This is a genomic window from Pseudomonas sp. HC1(2025) (assembly GCF_058742075.1).
This window is the reverse complement of the sequence record NZ_CP196017.1, coordinates 1,498,166-1,512,670: the sequence shown is the minus strand read 5'-3', so window position 1 is coordinate 1,512,670 and position 14,505 is coordinate 1,498,166. Positions and strand designations below refer to the sequence as shown.

General features: G+C 62.0%; 12 protein-coding genes. 3 read left to right on the top strand and 9 right to left on the bottom strand.

Annotation, left to right across the window (positions count from 1 at the left end; all coding sequences use genetic code 11):
- Window positions 1-22 precede the first annotated feature (22 nt).
- From ACSSVH_RS06720 to cynR, 7 genes are all read right to left on the bottom strand, one after another.
- Window positions 23-3,445 (bottom strand): OspG family effector kinase, encoded by a 3,423-nt coding sequence (locus ACSSVH_RS06720; RefSeq protein WP_492634247.1) that lies wholly within the window; start codon window positions 3,443-3,445, stop codon window positions 23-25.
- Between the two features lie 89 nt (window positions 3,446-3,534).
- The gene (locus ACSSVH_RS06715; RefSeq protein WP_169955560.1) at window positions 3,535-4,467 is read right to left on the bottom strand and encodes a D-2-hydroxyacid dehydrogenase; all 933 of its coding nucleotides are present in this window, start codon (window positions 4,465-4,467) and stop codon (window positions 3,535-3,537) included.
- Window positions 4,468-4,580: 113 nt separating this feature from the next.
- The gene (locus tag ACSSVH_RS06710; RefSeq protein WP_169955559.1) at window positions 4,581-4,874 is read right to left on the bottom strand and encodes a YcgL domain-containing protein; all 294 of its coding nucleotides are present in this window, start codon (window positions 4,872-4,874) and stop codon (window positions 4,581-4,583) included.
- The gene (gene rnd / locus ACSSVH_RS06705) at window positions 4,871-6,004 is read right to left on the bottom strand and encodes a ribonuclease D (RefSeq protein ID WP_169955558.1); all 1,134 of its coding nucleotides are present in this window, start codon (window positions 6,002-6,004) and stop codon (window positions 4,871-4,873) included. The genes ACSSVH_RS06710 and rnd overlap by 4 nt, the downstream gene beginning before the upstream one ends.
- Window positions 6,005-6,126: 122 nt before the next feature.
- Window positions 6,127-6,783 (bottom strand): class I SAM-dependent methyltransferase, encoded by a 657-nt coding sequence (locus ACSSVH_RS06700; RefSeq protein WP_169955557.1) that lies wholly within the window; start codon window positions 6,781-6,783, stop codon window positions 6,127-6,129.
- Between the two features lie 98 nt (window positions 6,784-6,881).
- Window positions 6,882-8,255 carry a glutamine synthetase family protein gene (locus tag ACSSVH_RS06695; protein WP_170057681.1) on the bottom strand — a complete coding sequence of 458 codons (1,374 nt, stop codon included), beginning with the start codon at window positions 8,253-8,255 and terminating at the stop codon, window positions 6,882-6,884.
- Window positions 8,256-8,540: 285 nt separating this feature from the next.
- Window positions 8,541-9,452, bottom strand: coding sequence for a transcriptional regulator CynR (cynR, locus tag ACSSVH_RS06690; protein WP_169955555.1), 912 nt, complete (start codon window positions 9,450-9,452; stop codon window positions 8,541-8,543).
- 112 nt (window positions 9,453-9,564) lie between these two features.
- Here cynR and ACSSVH_RS06685 point away from each other — a divergent pair, with 112 nt between their 5' ends.
- Genes ACSSVH_RS06685 through ACSSVH_RS06675 form a run of 3 tightly spaced genes read left to right on the top strand, consistent with a single transcriptional unit; the run spans window position 9,565 to window position 11,602 of the window.
- Window positions 9,565-10,206 (top strand): carbonic anhydrase, encoded by a 642-nt coding sequence (locus tag ACSSVH_RS06685; protein WP_057958801.1) that lies wholly within the window; start codon window positions 9,565-9,567, stop codon window positions 10,204-10,206.
- A 28-nt stretch (window positions 10,207-10,234) separates the two neighbouring features.
- Window positions 10,235-10,705 carry a cyanase gene (cynS, locus tag ACSSVH_RS06680; RefSeq protein ID WP_170057680.1) on the top strand — a complete coding sequence of 157 codons (471 nt, stop codon included), beginning with the start codon at window positions 10,235-10,237 and terminating at the stop codon, window positions 10,703-10,705.
- A gap of 54 nt (window positions 10,706-10,759) precedes the next feature.
- A complete protein-coding gene (locus ACSSVH_RS06675; RefSeq protein ID WP_169955554.1) occupies window positions 10,760-11,602 on the top strand; it encodes a cache domain-containing protein in 843 nt (280 codons plus the stop codon).
- A 42-nt stretch (window positions 11,603-11,644) separates the two neighbouring features.
- Here the strand turns inward: ACSSVH_RS06675 and ACSSVH_RS06670 are convergent, their stop codons facing one another.
- Window positions 11,645-13,162: an MDR family MFS transporter gene (locus tag ACSSVH_RS06670; RefSeq protein WP_492634246.1), complete on the bottom strand. Its 1,518-nt coding sequence runs from the start codon at window positions 13,160-13,162 to the stop codon at window positions 11,645-11,647.
- A gap of 33 nt (window positions 13,163-13,195) precedes the next feature.
- Window positions 13,196-14,389 carry a 4-hydroxybenzoate 3-monooxygenase gene (gene pobA, locus ACSSVH_RS06665; protein ID WP_170043244.1) on the bottom strand — a complete coding sequence of 398 codons (1,194 nt, stop codon included), beginning with the start codon at window positions 14,387-14,389 and terminating at the stop codon, window positions 13,196-13,198.
- Window positions 14,390-14,505: the final 116 nt, after the last annotated feature.

The following is a 14,505-nucleotide window of genomic DNA, read 5'->3' as shown; positions in this document are numbered from 1 at the left end:
GCCAAGGTGCAGATCAAGACGCTCAGGCAAGCAGGCGCGCAAAGGCCTGGCGCAGCGCCTCCCTTTGACGTACATACGCGGCCATCACCACCGGCACCATGAACTCCAACGGCTGGGAATCCATATCCACCGGGTAGACCTTCTGGTCTTTCGCCGAGTACATAAAGTTCTTCAGCTGCAGATCATTGTGATAGATATCCTTCGCTTCCATTTGCGCCAGGGCATCATCCAGCAAGGACCGTGCTTGCGGCGGCAAACTCCCTCTCTCAAAATGACTGAGCGCCACCCCATCAAGCTTGCGCATCTTTATGTATTTAAAGCCGTCCTCAATGATCCCTCTTGCAAAACCATCGCCATAATATTTATTCAGCGACATCACCTCCATGTTGAGGTAATTAGCCGAAGGTTGCAGTGAAGTAGGCCCAAGATCCTTGTAGACACTTTTGCCATCGCGGCTGGCGTAAATCACACCCTCGCCACCGGCCGCGATTTCCGGCCCCAGATCGTCCGCGACTGACACAGACCCCGCCCCGCGCAGCGTCAGCCGCCGCCATTGATCGCCCTGGACATGCTCGACCAGCAACGGCGTTTGCCGGCCATTGTGATAGATCCGTGCCTGGACAGTGCCGTCCTCGGCACGACTGACTTGCCGGACTTCGTACACCGCCGTCTGACCGGCACTGTCGATGTGGCGGATATGAGACAGATGGCCATCAGCGGCGAGATAAACCCCCTGGCTGTTGCGCGAAAGCCCGGCGATTCGCGAGGGCGCAACGCTGTACTCGGCAAACATCCGATTGCCCAGCTCGCTACCCGGGGCGATACGCGCCATGGCCAGTGCGCCGTCCACGGCCGTGGTTTGGGCAACAAACCCTTCAAGGGGGCTACCATAGGGCCGTATCCTGTCAACATCGAAGGCATACCATTTACCGTTGCGCAGCACCGCGCCGCCTTCGATACGCCTTCCTGCAACTATGTAGGTGCCTGTTGCCGCAACACCAGACTCCTTGCTGACCGCCTTCAATAGGTCATAGCTGCCGCTGCTCCCCCTGAGCTTGTTAACCGCCTGGATACCTTTGGACAATCCTTTACCGGCCAGTTGCGCACCGCCCACGGCCAAGTCGCCCAATCCTCCCAGGGGGTTAAACGCGCCAATCGTGGCCACACCGATTATCTTCGTCCCCCGTAATACCTTGGTCACCCCGGAGACAGCAGCGCCGCCCAACCGCCCCAGTTTCCCCGCCACTGCCGCGCCGGCAGTCAGGAAGCCAAAGATGTCCAGCGCCAGGTCCACAGCCCCCTCGCCGTAGTTGCCCTGCTGAAAATTGACAATCGCCGAGCGCAACGGAATAAGGTTGAGCACAAACTCTTTAACCGCCCTGGCTGTGCCCTTCTGCTCGTCCAGCGTGGTCTGCCCCCTGGCATGTTCCTTTATCTGCGGGTCATCCAGATCAAGGTGCTCAACGAATACATCGGCAATGTATTGAGTACGCGCCGTCGCAAAGCTATCAAGCAACCCGTTACCCCGTGGGGTTCTTTCATTTCCCTGCTGAGGGGCACCCTTAGGGCTGAAGACTTTGGTCTCGTACACGACATTGGCATTTCTTGAACTACGCTGCGCCGCCCGCCAGAGATCCACGGGCCGAATAACCCCTTGGGCAAAGTTGATTTCATAGGCTGCTGGAGGCTTTCCCTCGCGCTCAACTTTCAGCAGCAGTTCCTGGCCTTTGGGGTGCTGGGTTCTGTCGGTAAAGCCTAGGCCCAAGGTGTGGGATAGATTCTGATAGAAGGTCAGCTTTCCATACTCAAGGTTCTCCCGATCGACCACCGGCAACTGCGCGACCAGATGCTTGATGGTGATGCCGATAGCTGCCTTTTTATTTTTTATCGTGTCATCGAACGGCTGGTTGAACGCCTCGGTGGTGCCAAATCGGTGATTGGCGTTCAACTCGGCCAGGGGGATGCGGCTGTCTGCGCAATCAAATACGGCGGGCGAAGGTAGGTCCATCATGGCGATATCCAGCAGCGAATGGCGCCCAAGCAAGTAGGTTGCTGGCGTTCCAGGACCACCTCGCGGATGGCCTGTAGTACTGATCAGTTTCTCTTCAAACAACCCGCCCAGGTCGCCAAATCGTCGCTTGAGTTCGGCCAGCGCCAACTCTTTTCGACTGGGAATCGCCTTATCCAATGCCTGGCTGGCGCTGATCATTTGCCGCTGGCGGCTGTTGAAGGTGTCTTTGAGTATGTTCAGTTCCTGGTCGCTGTAGCCCTCATCATCCCGGCGCTCCAGCAGTCCATTGGCAACCCCCCAGTCCAGCAGGGCGGCCTTCTGCGCCCGCCAGGTGACGCCCGGATCAGCCAGGCCCGCACTCTCGGCCTGTTGCATGACCTGCACAAAGGTCATGTTCGGTACCTTGCCCGGCGATTGAGCTTCTATCGTGCGCGCCGCAACCGCCAGGTTTACCCAGGCCGAGCTGCCATAGGTGACACTGGCGGGGATGTCCTTGATCAGGAACTCGGGGGCCATCCTGGCCAACAACAGATAGGCGCCTACCCCAGCCATCTCCGGGCGGGTCCTGCCACTGGCGCTCAGGTGCGTGCGCAACCCGTCGACCACCACTGAAGCGGGTTTACCCCAGTGCCGAGCGCTTGCGAGGTCAAAACCCGCCACCTTGGTGCGATGTGGCGCGGTGATGGATTCGGGATCCATCTGCACAGCAATGGCAGCCAGCAAATAGTCGTTGATACTGCGGTCGGTAGCGACTGCGTCCATTTGCTGTTGCAGGTACTGTCCCAGCCGCTGCCCTGGCGCGCAACTGATCAGGGATTGCAGGGCCTCGATGGGGTTGCTGCGTACCTGCAGGTCGACGGGCTGCTGATCGTTCAGGTAATCCAGCACCCCCTTATTACCGAGCCGGTCCAGAGCCAGCGCGCCCAGCCTGCGTTGCTCATCAGGACTGATAGGCACCGGCCACGATAAGCCGCCGCCAAGATCGCCAAGTGGGTGCTCCAGGGCTTTTTGAGTGACCGCATCGGCGAGGCTGGCAAGGTGAAAATGGCTGGTGGGCTGGAAAAATCCAAGGTGCCGGATAAAAGTCGTCAGGGTGATGCTGCTACCGGTATCCAGCGGATAGGACGACCCAGGGTCTATGCCCATCGGGGTACTGCCCAGCGCCGCCAGCACAGCTTGCGGCGTGGCATCTACGCCCAGGCGCGTGGCGACCTCGAAGAGCTTTTGCCCCAGGACCTTCAGGTTTTCTCTGTCGGCCAGGGCAGCCTGCAGGCCAGACTTGGGTTTGGCCTGTGTCGGGGTGACCGGGCCACCAGCGGCGCCAGTTGCCGGCAAAGGGTCAGGCTGCGCAAGCCTGGCGCCTTCAGCGACACGGTCAGTCAAAGACGCGGGAAACAGAGGTGTTTGCGGGGGGATAGCACGCAGATCGAACATTGAGAGGCCTCCCTGATTAAGGTCAGCGAGCCTCCCACGATACCGTCAGCGATAAAATCAGATGCGGGCTACGCAGCCTGTGGGGGAGTTCAATATCCGCGCTCGAAACTCACCTCGCCACGCAGCGAATCCTTGGCCTGGTATGCCCCAAGGTTCTCGACAAACAGCGCCACCATGCGTCGCGGGCAGGTCGGCGCCGAGCTGTGGCCCGTCAGCAACAAGCCCCAGGCAGTCCAGAACGGATGGCGCTGGGGCAAAGGCTCCTGGCGACACACGTCGATGACCGCACCGGCCAGGTGCCCTTCTTTCAGGGCCTCGACCAGATCGGCATCCACCACCGCCACGCCCCGGCCGACGTTGATGAACAAGCCGGTCGGCTTGAACTGCTTGAACAGCGCCGCATCGTACAGGTCGTGGGTGTTCGGCGTGTTGGGCAGCAGGTTGACCACATAGTCCACCTCGCCCACCAGCCGGCCCAGTTGATCCGGCCCGGCCACCTCGAGAAACGGGGCCTGCTCCCGGGCTTGGCTGGCAACGCCGTATAACTCCACGCCAAAGGGCAGCAGGAACTGCGCGACGCTCTGGCCGATATCGCCGGTGCCGACGATCAGTACCTTGCGCCCCGCCAGGCTCTGGCCCATGCGGTTGTCCCACTTGCGCTCGACCTGGCTGACCAGGCGCGCCAGCACCTCGCGCTCGTGGCCGAGCATGTAGGTGAGCACGTACTCGGCCATCACCTGGCCAAAAATGCCGACGGCACGGGTCAGTCGATAATCCCGTGGCAAGCCATCGGCCAGCAGCGGCGTGATACCGGCCCAGGTCGATTGCAGCCATTGCGGGTGATGGCCCTGGCGCAGCAGGGTTGCCAGCAGGTCCGGCTGGCCCAGCCACACCGGGCAATCGGCGGCCAGGCGTGACAGTTCAGCCGAGTCGCCGCTGGTCAGGACTTCAATATCCGGCGCCGCTTCGCGCAGCAGTCGGGCGTACAGCGGGTGGTCCTGTTCTGCTATCAGAACGCGCATGGTTCAAACCTTTCAAAAACAGTGCAGGCGACCACCGGCAGCAGACTGACTGCTGGGCTCGGGGCTCGCCAGGTCATTCGATTCAAACGTGTCCCGAACGGGACACGGGTCGATCACATCGGGTCGTTACGGCGCAGCAGTTCTTCGGGCAGGTGTTCGATGTACTCATCGTCCGGCGGTGGCATCTGCAGGTGGTAGCCCTGCTTTTGCAGGTTGGCCAGGACTGCCACGATATCTTCCTGCTGCAGCTTGCGTTCCGCCGTCAGCACCAGGTTGAAAGCGTGTACCGGCTTGCCGAACACGGTCAGCAGGCCTTCGGGCACGCGCTCCAGGGCATCGCTCTTGAGCACGTAGAGGTACATGCCGGCGCGTTTCGGGCTGCGGTAGATGGAACAAATATGTTTCAAGGCTGTTCTCCGGCAGTGGCCAGGCTGTCCAGCAGCGCCTGGCCCATCAACTCGCGGCGCCAGCCACGCAGCGAGTCAGGCAATTGGTAAGGCCCATCGGGGTAGCCACTCTTGACCAGCGCCTCGAGGGTTTTCTTGCGCAGCATCAGCTCCGGGGCCATGTCCAGGCGTTCGGCGAAGGTTTGGCCCAGGGCGCGCAGTTGCTTGATCAGCACCGCGGCATCCACCGGCAACGGCTCAGGCACGGCCGGCGGCCATTGGTCCATCGGCACACTGGCGGCACGTTTGATCAGGCCCAGCAGAAACTCGCCGTCCTGGCGCACGGTGCGCGGGTGCATGTCTTCGATTTTGCCCAGGGCCGCGAGGTTATCCGGCTGCGACTTGGCCAGGGGCCATAGCGAGTGTTCACGCAGGATACGGTTGCGTGGCAGGTCGCGGGCGCGGGCTTGCTGTTCGCGCCAGGCGCACAGCTCGCGCAGCACAGCGAGTTGGGCACGGGACAGTTTCCAGGCCAGCTTGGCGTCGCGGTAGACCTCATAGGGGTCGATTTCCCGACGCAGGTTGGCCACCAGTTCCGCGCCATCTTCCAGGATCCAGGCGTATTTTTCGTCGGACAGGCGCGGGCGCAGCCGTGTGTAGACTTGCGCCAGGTGCACCGCGTCTTCGGCGGCGTAGCTGACCTGGGTCTCGGACAATGGCCGCTGCAGCCAATCCGAACGGGTCTCGCCCTTGGGCAGTTCGATGTCGAGCACAGCTTGCACCAGGCGCGAGTAGCCCATGGAGAAGCCGAGGTTCAGGTAGGCAGCTGCCAGTTGGGTGTCGAACAGCGGCGCCGGCAGACTGCCGGTCAGGCGCAGCAACACTTCCAGGTCTTCACTGCAGGCGTGTACCACCTTGATCACCGCTGGGTTTTCCAGCAGCGCGGCCAGGGGTTGCCAATTATCGATGGTCAGGGGATCGATCAGATAAGCGCGTACACCATCGCCGATCTGGATCAGCCCGGCGATGGGATAGAAGGTATCGACCCGCATGAATTCGGTGTCGAGGGCGACGAATGGCAACTGCTGCCATTCGGCGCAATGCTGGCCGAGGCTATCGTTGTCGCAGATCCAGTGAATATCGATGGCCACACGGCTCTCCCTTGAAGAATGGCGCGCAGTATATATCGCCAGAGGGACTTTCGAGCACCCGCAGTGTGCCAGCCATCATGAAAACTCTGACAGGAGACGAAGAATTGCCCGACAGCTGAGGGTTATCCTCGTTTGCGCAGCACATAAACCCGCCACAAGGTCGAGCCGGGCATGAACTCTTGCTGATTGAGCACCGTGAACCCCGCCTGGCGGAACTCCGCTTCCACCTCGACACGATGGGACAGCAAGGCTTGCCCCGTGCCTGGCGGGTGGAGCTCACGATGGCGGCTGTCGCTGTCCACCGAGACAATCACCGTGTCGCGGCTGACCCGGTGAAACTCGCGCAACAGCGCCAGGCGTGCGTCGGCCGTGGGGACGTGGCGAAACAGTTCCAGGCAGAAAATGCAGTCCACCGCGTTGGCCGACAGGCCGATGGAAAAGGCCGAGCCCTGGAACGTCTTGATCCGGCGCAAAAATGCCGCGCCGTGATGGCTCTGGGCATGATCGAGCATGGCCTGGGATGGGTCCGAGGCGAGGATCACACGGTTGCTGTGTTCGGCCAGCACCGGCCAGAAGCGCCCCGCCCCACAGGCCAGGTCCAGCAGCAGCCCGGGCTCCCCCGCGACTTTCAGGGCCTGGCGCACCAGGCGCTCATCGCGCCATAACCATAGGCGCCGCCGTAAAGTCGGGGGGCGCGGGTCGCCGCAGACCCGAGCGTGGTCACGATCACAGCGCGCGGCGAATTCAGCCTCGATGGACGATGGGGGTTGCGACGACATCACGGGACTCATGTAGATGAACCGGTCTCTACGGACACTGGACCCTCAGCTTATCCACCCGCTCGTGAAAAAAAGGTCGAAAGCGTCGCGCTTCATCATCACGCCTGGTGCAGGTACCAGCGCCAGTCCTGCTCGCCCACCTCGCCCATGAACTGCCGATACTCAGCCCGCTTGACCGCCAGGTACACGCCGAGAAACTCCTGGCCGAATGCTTCACGTGCCCAGGTCGAGCCTTCCAATGCACGCAAGGTGGTCAGCCAGTCGGTGGGCAGCAGCTCCTTGGCCTGGGCATAACCATTGCCCGTGACTGGCGCGCCGGGATCGCGCTGCTCACGAATGCCACGGTGGATCCCCGCGAGGATTGCCGCCGCCGCCAGGTACGGGTTGGCATCGGCGCCGCAGATGCGGTGTTCGATATGCCGCGAAAACGCCGGGCCGCCGGGCACACGCAGGCTCACGGTGCGGTTGTCGACCCCCCAGGTGGCCGCCAGCGGCGCATAGCTGTTGCTCTGGAAGCGTCGGTACGAGTTGGCGTTGGGGCAGAACAACAGCAAGGAGTCGAGCAAAGTACTGAGCATCCCGCCCACCGCCTGGCGCAGCAGCGGCGTACCATCGGGCGCCTCGCTGGCAAACAGGTTGTTACCGTCGGCGTCCGCCAGGCTGACGTGCATGTGCATGCCGGTGCCGGCCAGGTCGTCGAACGGCTTGGCCATGAAACAGGCCGTCATCCCGTGCTTGTGGGCCACGCCCTTGACCAGGCGCTTGTAACGCACCGCCTCGTCCATCGCTTGCAACGCATCGCTGCGGTGTTCGAGGGTGATCTCCACCTGGCCCGGCGCGTATTCGGAGATCGCCGTGCGCGCGGGAATGCCTTGCAGCTTGCAAGCGCTATACAAGTCGGCCAGAAACGGCTCGATCTGCTCCAGCTCGCGCAGGCCATAGACCTGGGTCGAGCGCGGGCGACCGCCGTCCATATCCCGCGCCGGTTGCGGGCGGCCATTGCTGTCGGGCTTCTGGTCCAGCAGGTAGAACTCCAGCTCCGCCGCCATCACCGGGTAATAACCATCGGCCTTGAGCCCGTCGATGACCTTGGCCAGCAAGTGCCGGGGATCAGCCACCGTCGCCGGCAGGCCCTCCACCGGGTGCATGCTGACCTGCACCGCCGCAGTGGGAATCAACCGCCACGGCATGCGCTGCAAACTGCCGCTGATCGGGTAGGCGCGGCAGTCGATATCCCCTACCTCCCACACCAGGCCGGAGTTTTCCACGTCGTCGCCATTGAGGGTCAGGCCCAGGATGGTACTGGGCAGCGGGCGGCCACTGGCGTAGACCGCCAGCAGTTCATCACGGTGCAGCAACTTGCCGCGAGGCACGCCGTTGCTGTCGAGGATGAACAGTTCGAACATCTCGATATCGGGGTTTTGGTCAAGAAACGATTGGGCTTCGTGCAGGCTGGCAAAGACGGTACTCATGGCAACTCTCTTACGTATGCGTCAGGCAGGCGCGCACGACGGCGCACCCGTGAGGGGGCAATCAGCGTAAGGGAGCGGTATCCGGCGGGCGGGCGTGGCGGCAGTGCCACAGCGCCCAAAAGGCCAGTTCAGAAGGCAATACATCAACGCCCAGCCGACACACCGGGCGGCTGGGCGTTGATGCGCCAGGCGAGGCCTCGGGGTGAGTGTCGGGGGAACCGTCCATGCAGGGATCACAGTGAAGAGATAAGCGCCAGCGTCACACGCTGGGTTACGCCCTTAAATTCAGTCTTGGTGGAGTTCACTTTCAGGATGACTAAACATTCGCCACCCACTCACCACATCGACAAACGCCCGGCATGCAGCACTGCGATAAGCGCCCTTGCGACTGAGCAGGGCCACCGTGCGCTGCGGCAACGGCGGGCGCAGTTGCACCGCGTGCAAGCCCTGCTGGGCCATGGCCACCTCGCGGGGCAGGATCGTCGCCAGTTGGGTATGGCGAATAATTTCAATCACCGCACTGATCGAATTGGCCTGCATGGCAATCTGCGGCGTTATCTCCAGCGTCCGGCAATAGTCATCAATGTAACGTCGCGTCGCAAATCCGCTGTTCAACAGCACCAGGGGTTGCTGCTTGAAGTCAGCCAGCTTGAGCCACTGTTTGCGCTTCAAGGTTGGATGACTGGCGCTGGCCACTACGCTCAACTCCTCGACAAACACCCCTTGGCATTCGATGTCTGGCATGTGCTCGCCGCTGAAGCCAATGCCGATATCCAGCAAATCCTCGGTCAGCGCGCGCTCAAGACGGTCCTGGGGCATTTCCTCGACGCTGACGGTGATCCCCGGATACTGCTGATAAAACTGGGCCAGTAGCGGCCCGATCAGGTACGCGGTGAACGTCGGGGTCATGGCCAAGCGTAAATTGCCACGGCTCAGGTCCTGCACGTCATGCATGGCCCGGGTGCCCGCCTGCAGATCCTGCAGCGCCAGGCGGGCAAACCGCACATAGGCCTGGCCCGCGTCGGTCAGGTTGACACTGCGCCCGGAACGATCCAGCAGCGGTGCCCCCAGGTTCTCTTCGAGTTGCTTGATCTGTTGCGACAATGTCGGCTGCGACACATGCAACGCTTCGGCAGCCCGCGTGAAGTTACGGTGCTCGGCGACGGCCAGCAGGTAGCGGATATGGCGTAGCAGCATGCAAAACACTCCAACTATAGGCATTACTTATAGAAACTATAATAATCCGGTCTTGGACGCTATAACCAAAAACTTCCATCCTTGCCCCATTAGCGACGCAAGGAGAAACACCATGCAGCATCTCATCGACGGCTTGCGCAAGTTCCAGAGCGAAGCCTTCAGCCAGCGCAGTGACCTGTTCAAGCAACTGGCAACCACGCAACACCCCAGCACGCTGTTTATTTCCTGCTCCGACAGCCGTGTAGTCCCGGAGCTGTTGACCCAGCAGGAACCAGGCGATCTGTTTGTGATCCGCAATGCCGGCAATATCGTGCCGTCCTACGGCCCGGAGCCGGGCGGGGTCTCGGCCACGGTCGAATATGCGGTGGCCGTGCTGGGGGTCAGCGATATCGTGATTTGCGGCCACTCCGACTGCGGCGCCATGACGGCCATTTCCACCTGCAAATGCCTGGATCACTTGCCCGCCGTGGCCAACTGGCTGCGCCATGCCGAGTCGGCCAAGGTGATCAACGCCGCACGTACCCATGCCTCGGATGCAGAGCGACTGAGCGCCCTGGTGCGGGAAAACGTGGTCGCACAATTGGCCAACCTCAAGACTCATCCCAGCGTCGCCCTGGCGCTGGAACAGGGCCGGCTGAGTCTGCATGGCTGGGTCTACGATATCGAAAGCGGCTGCATCAACGCCCTGGATGGCCGCACCGCTCGCTTTGTATCCCTGCTGGACAATCCACAGACCCGCGCACACGCCGCCTGAACCTTATTTAACCGAAGAGGAAGTCATCATGCTGCAATCCCAATTGTCCCAAACCCCACGCCTGGCCCTGGCCGACACCGTGATTGATATCAAGGCCCGCAAAAACCTGTCCTGGCAGGACCTCAGCGACGGCACCGGCCTGAGCCTGGCGTTCGTCACCGCAGCCCTGCTCGGGCAACACCCGCTGCCCAAGGACGCAGCCGATGTGGTGTGCGCCAAACTGGGCCTGGACGCGAACGCCAGCCGTCTGCTGCAAAGCGTGCCTCTGCGCGGCAGCATCCCCGGTGGCATTCCGACGGATCCGACCGTGTACCGTTTCTATGAAATGCTGCAGGTCTATGGTTCAACCCTCAAAGCCCTGGTCCACGAGCAGTTTGGCGATGGCATCATCAGCGCCATCAACTTCAAGCTGGACATCAAAAAGGTCGAAGACCCGGACGGCGGCTCCCGCGCGGTCATTACCCTGGACGGAAAATACCTGCCGACCCAGCCGTTCTAATCCCCGGGCAACCGTCTACGCTCTTGGGACATTCACAAGAACGAGGGACGGGTAATGAAGGGAATGCTCCGCGCCACCTGGCTGCTGCTGTTGCTGGGTTTCAGCCAGGCCCAGGCCGCAACCGCCCATGAACAGGACGCCCAGGCCGCCAAGGCGCTGCTGGAGAAGGCCCTGGCTTATTACCACGACAACGGTGACAAGGCCTTCGCCGCCTTCAGCCGCCAGGGCGAGTTTGTCGACAAGGACCGCTATGTGTTCGTGGTCGATACCAAGGGCGTACTGCTGGCCAGTGGTGGCCCATCTTCGGCGCTGATCGGTCGCGACGTGTCCGAAGTGCTCGGGCCGGACCTGCGCCAGTCGTTCAAGGACGCGCTGAAGATCCCGGAAGGCAATGGCATCCAACAGGCCGAATACCGCTGGCAGAACTGGAACGACGGCAAGGTGGAACGCAAGCATGTGTTCTACCAGCGTATCGGCCAGCGCATCCTGGCCGTCGGCTATTACCTACCCCGGGCTACGCCCGAGCAGGCCAAGGCCCTGCGGGACAAGGCAGTCAGGGAGCTGGAGAAAAACGAAGCCGGCACGTTGAAGGCAATCAATGCGCTGCAAGGCGGCTTTTTGCAGGACGACTTGTATGTGTTTGTGGTCGACCTGGATACCGGGCGCTATGTGGCCCACGGCACCAACCTGCGCCTGATCAACACCGACTTCGCCAAGATCAAGGACCCGGACGGCAAGCCCGTGGGTGAACCGATCCTGGCACTGATGAAGGAGCAGGGTCAGGGAGAATATGAATACCGCTGGAAAAACCCGGTGACCGGCAAGGTGGAAAACAAGCATGCCTATCTGCGCAAGAGCGGGCATTTTCTGGTAGCGGTGGGTTACTACAGCCCGTAAGCGCGCAACTGCACGCCTTGTAAGAGCAAGCCGGCGCCTACGCTAGCGCGCCTTGTCTTCGCGCCCGCGCAACAGCTGGTTGGGCATCGCAATCGCCGCTGCCAGCCCCAGCAGCGACACCGCCGCGCTGATCATCAACAAATGCCGGAAGGTCCTCAACAGCTCCCCACGCAAGGCGTCCTGCGCCGGGCCGGGAGCCGCGTTGAGGCCATCGAGCAGCACGTTGCCAGAGCTGCCTTCGGCCATCATCGAGCCACTGGCCAGGTGGGCAAAACTCGAGTCCTGTAACAACGCCAGCAGCAAGGCCGACATGCACGCCACGCCGACCGCGCCCCCCAGGGAGCGAAACAGGTTGGTGGTGCTGGTAGCGACACCGATGTCGTGTTGCGCCACCGAGTTTTGCGTGCCCACCAGGGAAGTCGGGAACTGCATGCCCGAGGCAATGCCGCTGAGCACCATGAACAAGCTACTGAGGATCAGTGACTGGGGTGCGCTGAAGGCCATGCCGAGGATGGCAATCGGCGTGAGCAGCGCACCGGCAAGGATCATCGGTTTATAGCGACCGGTGACTGAGGTCATGCGCCCGGCAAAGAACGCACCCATGGGCAAGCCTATCGCCAGCGGCAGCAGATGCAAGGCAGCGCTGTCGGCACCGGCCCCCGTGACGCTCTGGTAGCGCAGGGGCATCAGCACGATCAGCGAGATGGCCTGGAAGCTGGTGAAGAAAATCGTACACCAGCACAACACCGCGCTGCGGTTGGCGAACAGGTGCATGGGCAACAACGGCTCCCGCGCCCGGCGCTCATGCCAGACAAACACCGTCAACGCCACCAGCGCACAGCCCAGCAGGCCCAGTACTTGATCATCGCGCCAATGATGGCCCTGGCCGATTTCAGTGATGCCCAGCAACAGCGCGGTCAGGCCGATGATCATCAGCACCGTGCCAAGGTAATCGATGATCGGCTTGCGCTGTGGCACCGGCAGCCCCACCAGCGTGCGATGGGCCACCCACCAGGCGCCCGCGCCCAATGGCAGGTTGATCAAAAATACCCAGCGCCACGACAGGTACTCGGTCATATAGCCGCCCAACACCGGCCCGGCCACGCTGGCAACGGCGTACATGCTGCTGAAGTAACCCTGGTAACGCCCACGCTCGCGGGGCGGAATGATGTCGCCGATGATCGCCTGGCTCACCGAAATCATCCCGCCCGCACCGATGCCCTGGAGGATCCGCGCCAGCACCAACTGCTCCATGCTTTGCGCCATGCCACAAAACAGCGAGGCCACGGTGAACAGGCCCATGCCGATCAACATCATCGGCCGCCGCCCATACAGGTCACCAAGCTTGCCGTAGATCGGCACCGCCACGGTCATCGCCACCATGTAGCCGGAGATGACCCAGGCCAGCAGGTTGACGTCGTTGAACTGGGCGGAAATGGCCGGCATCGACACGGCGACGATGGTCTGGTCCAGCGCACCGAGGAAAATCGCCAACATCAGGGCGGCAAGGACACTGCGTACAGAGGGTGTGGATTGGGTCACGACAGAACCTGCAGGCAAGCGGCAATGCCCGCCATGTTACTCGATAGCCGGCTATTCGATAGCCTCGTAAGGAAGCCCGACGTAATTTTCTGCAATGGTTGCGCGTCCAGCCTGCGACTCGACAAAGTACTCCAGCTCGCTCTGGGCAATCCGTTGGCTGAAGCCATCCGCCTCGGGAAACTGGTGCAGCATCGAGGTCATCCACCAGGAAAACCGCTCGGCCTTCCAGATCCGCCGCAAACAGATCTGGGAGTATTTCTCCAGCAGCTCCACGCGCCCTTCCCGGTACACCTTGCACAAGAGGGTGAACAGGGTGCTCACATCACTGGCCGCCAGGTTCAAGCCCTTGGCGCCGGTGGGCGGCACGATATGGGCGGCGTCCCCCAGCAGGAACAGGCGCCCGTACTGCATCGGCTCCACCACGAAACTGCGCAGCGGCGCGATGCTCTTTTCAATCGACGGCCCGGTCACCAGGCTGGCCGCCAGATCCGCCGGCAAGCGCTCCTTGAGTTCGGCCCAGAAGCGCTGGTCGGGCCATGCATCAAGCGACTCCTCGGCCGGCACCTGCAGGTAATAGCGACTGCGGCTGGGCGAACGCATGCTGCACAGGGCAAAGCCACGCGAATGCTTGGCGTACACCAGTTCGCCGTGGACCGGCGGGGTGTCGGCAAGGATGCCCAACCAGCCGAACGGGTAGACCCGCTCGAAGGTCTTGAGCACATCGGCGGGGATCGACTGGCGCGACACGCCATGGAAGCCGTCGCAACCGGCGATGTAGTCGCAGTCCAGGCGCACCTGCTGGCCTTGATGCTCGAAGGTCAGCCAGGGCCGCTCGCCCTTGAGGTCGTGGGGCTGAACATTGCGCGCTTCATACAGGGTGATCGCGCCGGCGTGCTCGCGGGCGGCCATCAGGTCGCGGGTGACTTCGGTCTGGCCGTAGATCATCACAGTCTTGCCGCCGGTCAGGGTCTTCAGGTCGATGTGGTGCAAGCGGCCATTGAGGGCCAGCTCGAAGCCTTCATGCACCAGGCCCTCGGCGTCCATCCGCTGGCTGACACCCGCCTGGCGCAACAGGTCGACCATGCCTTGCTCCAACACTCCGGCGCGAATTCGCCCAAGAACGTAGTCCGGGGCCTGGCGCTCAACAATCAGGGTTTCAATCCCCGCGTTATGCAGCAATTGGCCGAGCAGCAGCCCCGAAGGACCGGCGCCGATGATGGCGACTTGAGTTTTTAGGGTTTTCATTATTTTTATGGCCCGCCGGCTTCCCCCGAACGTTATCGGTGAAAGCGTTGTCATTGGTTTTGGTACTGGCATTTTTCCCTTGAGTGAGCCCCACAAGAAGGTGAAAACTGAGCCAA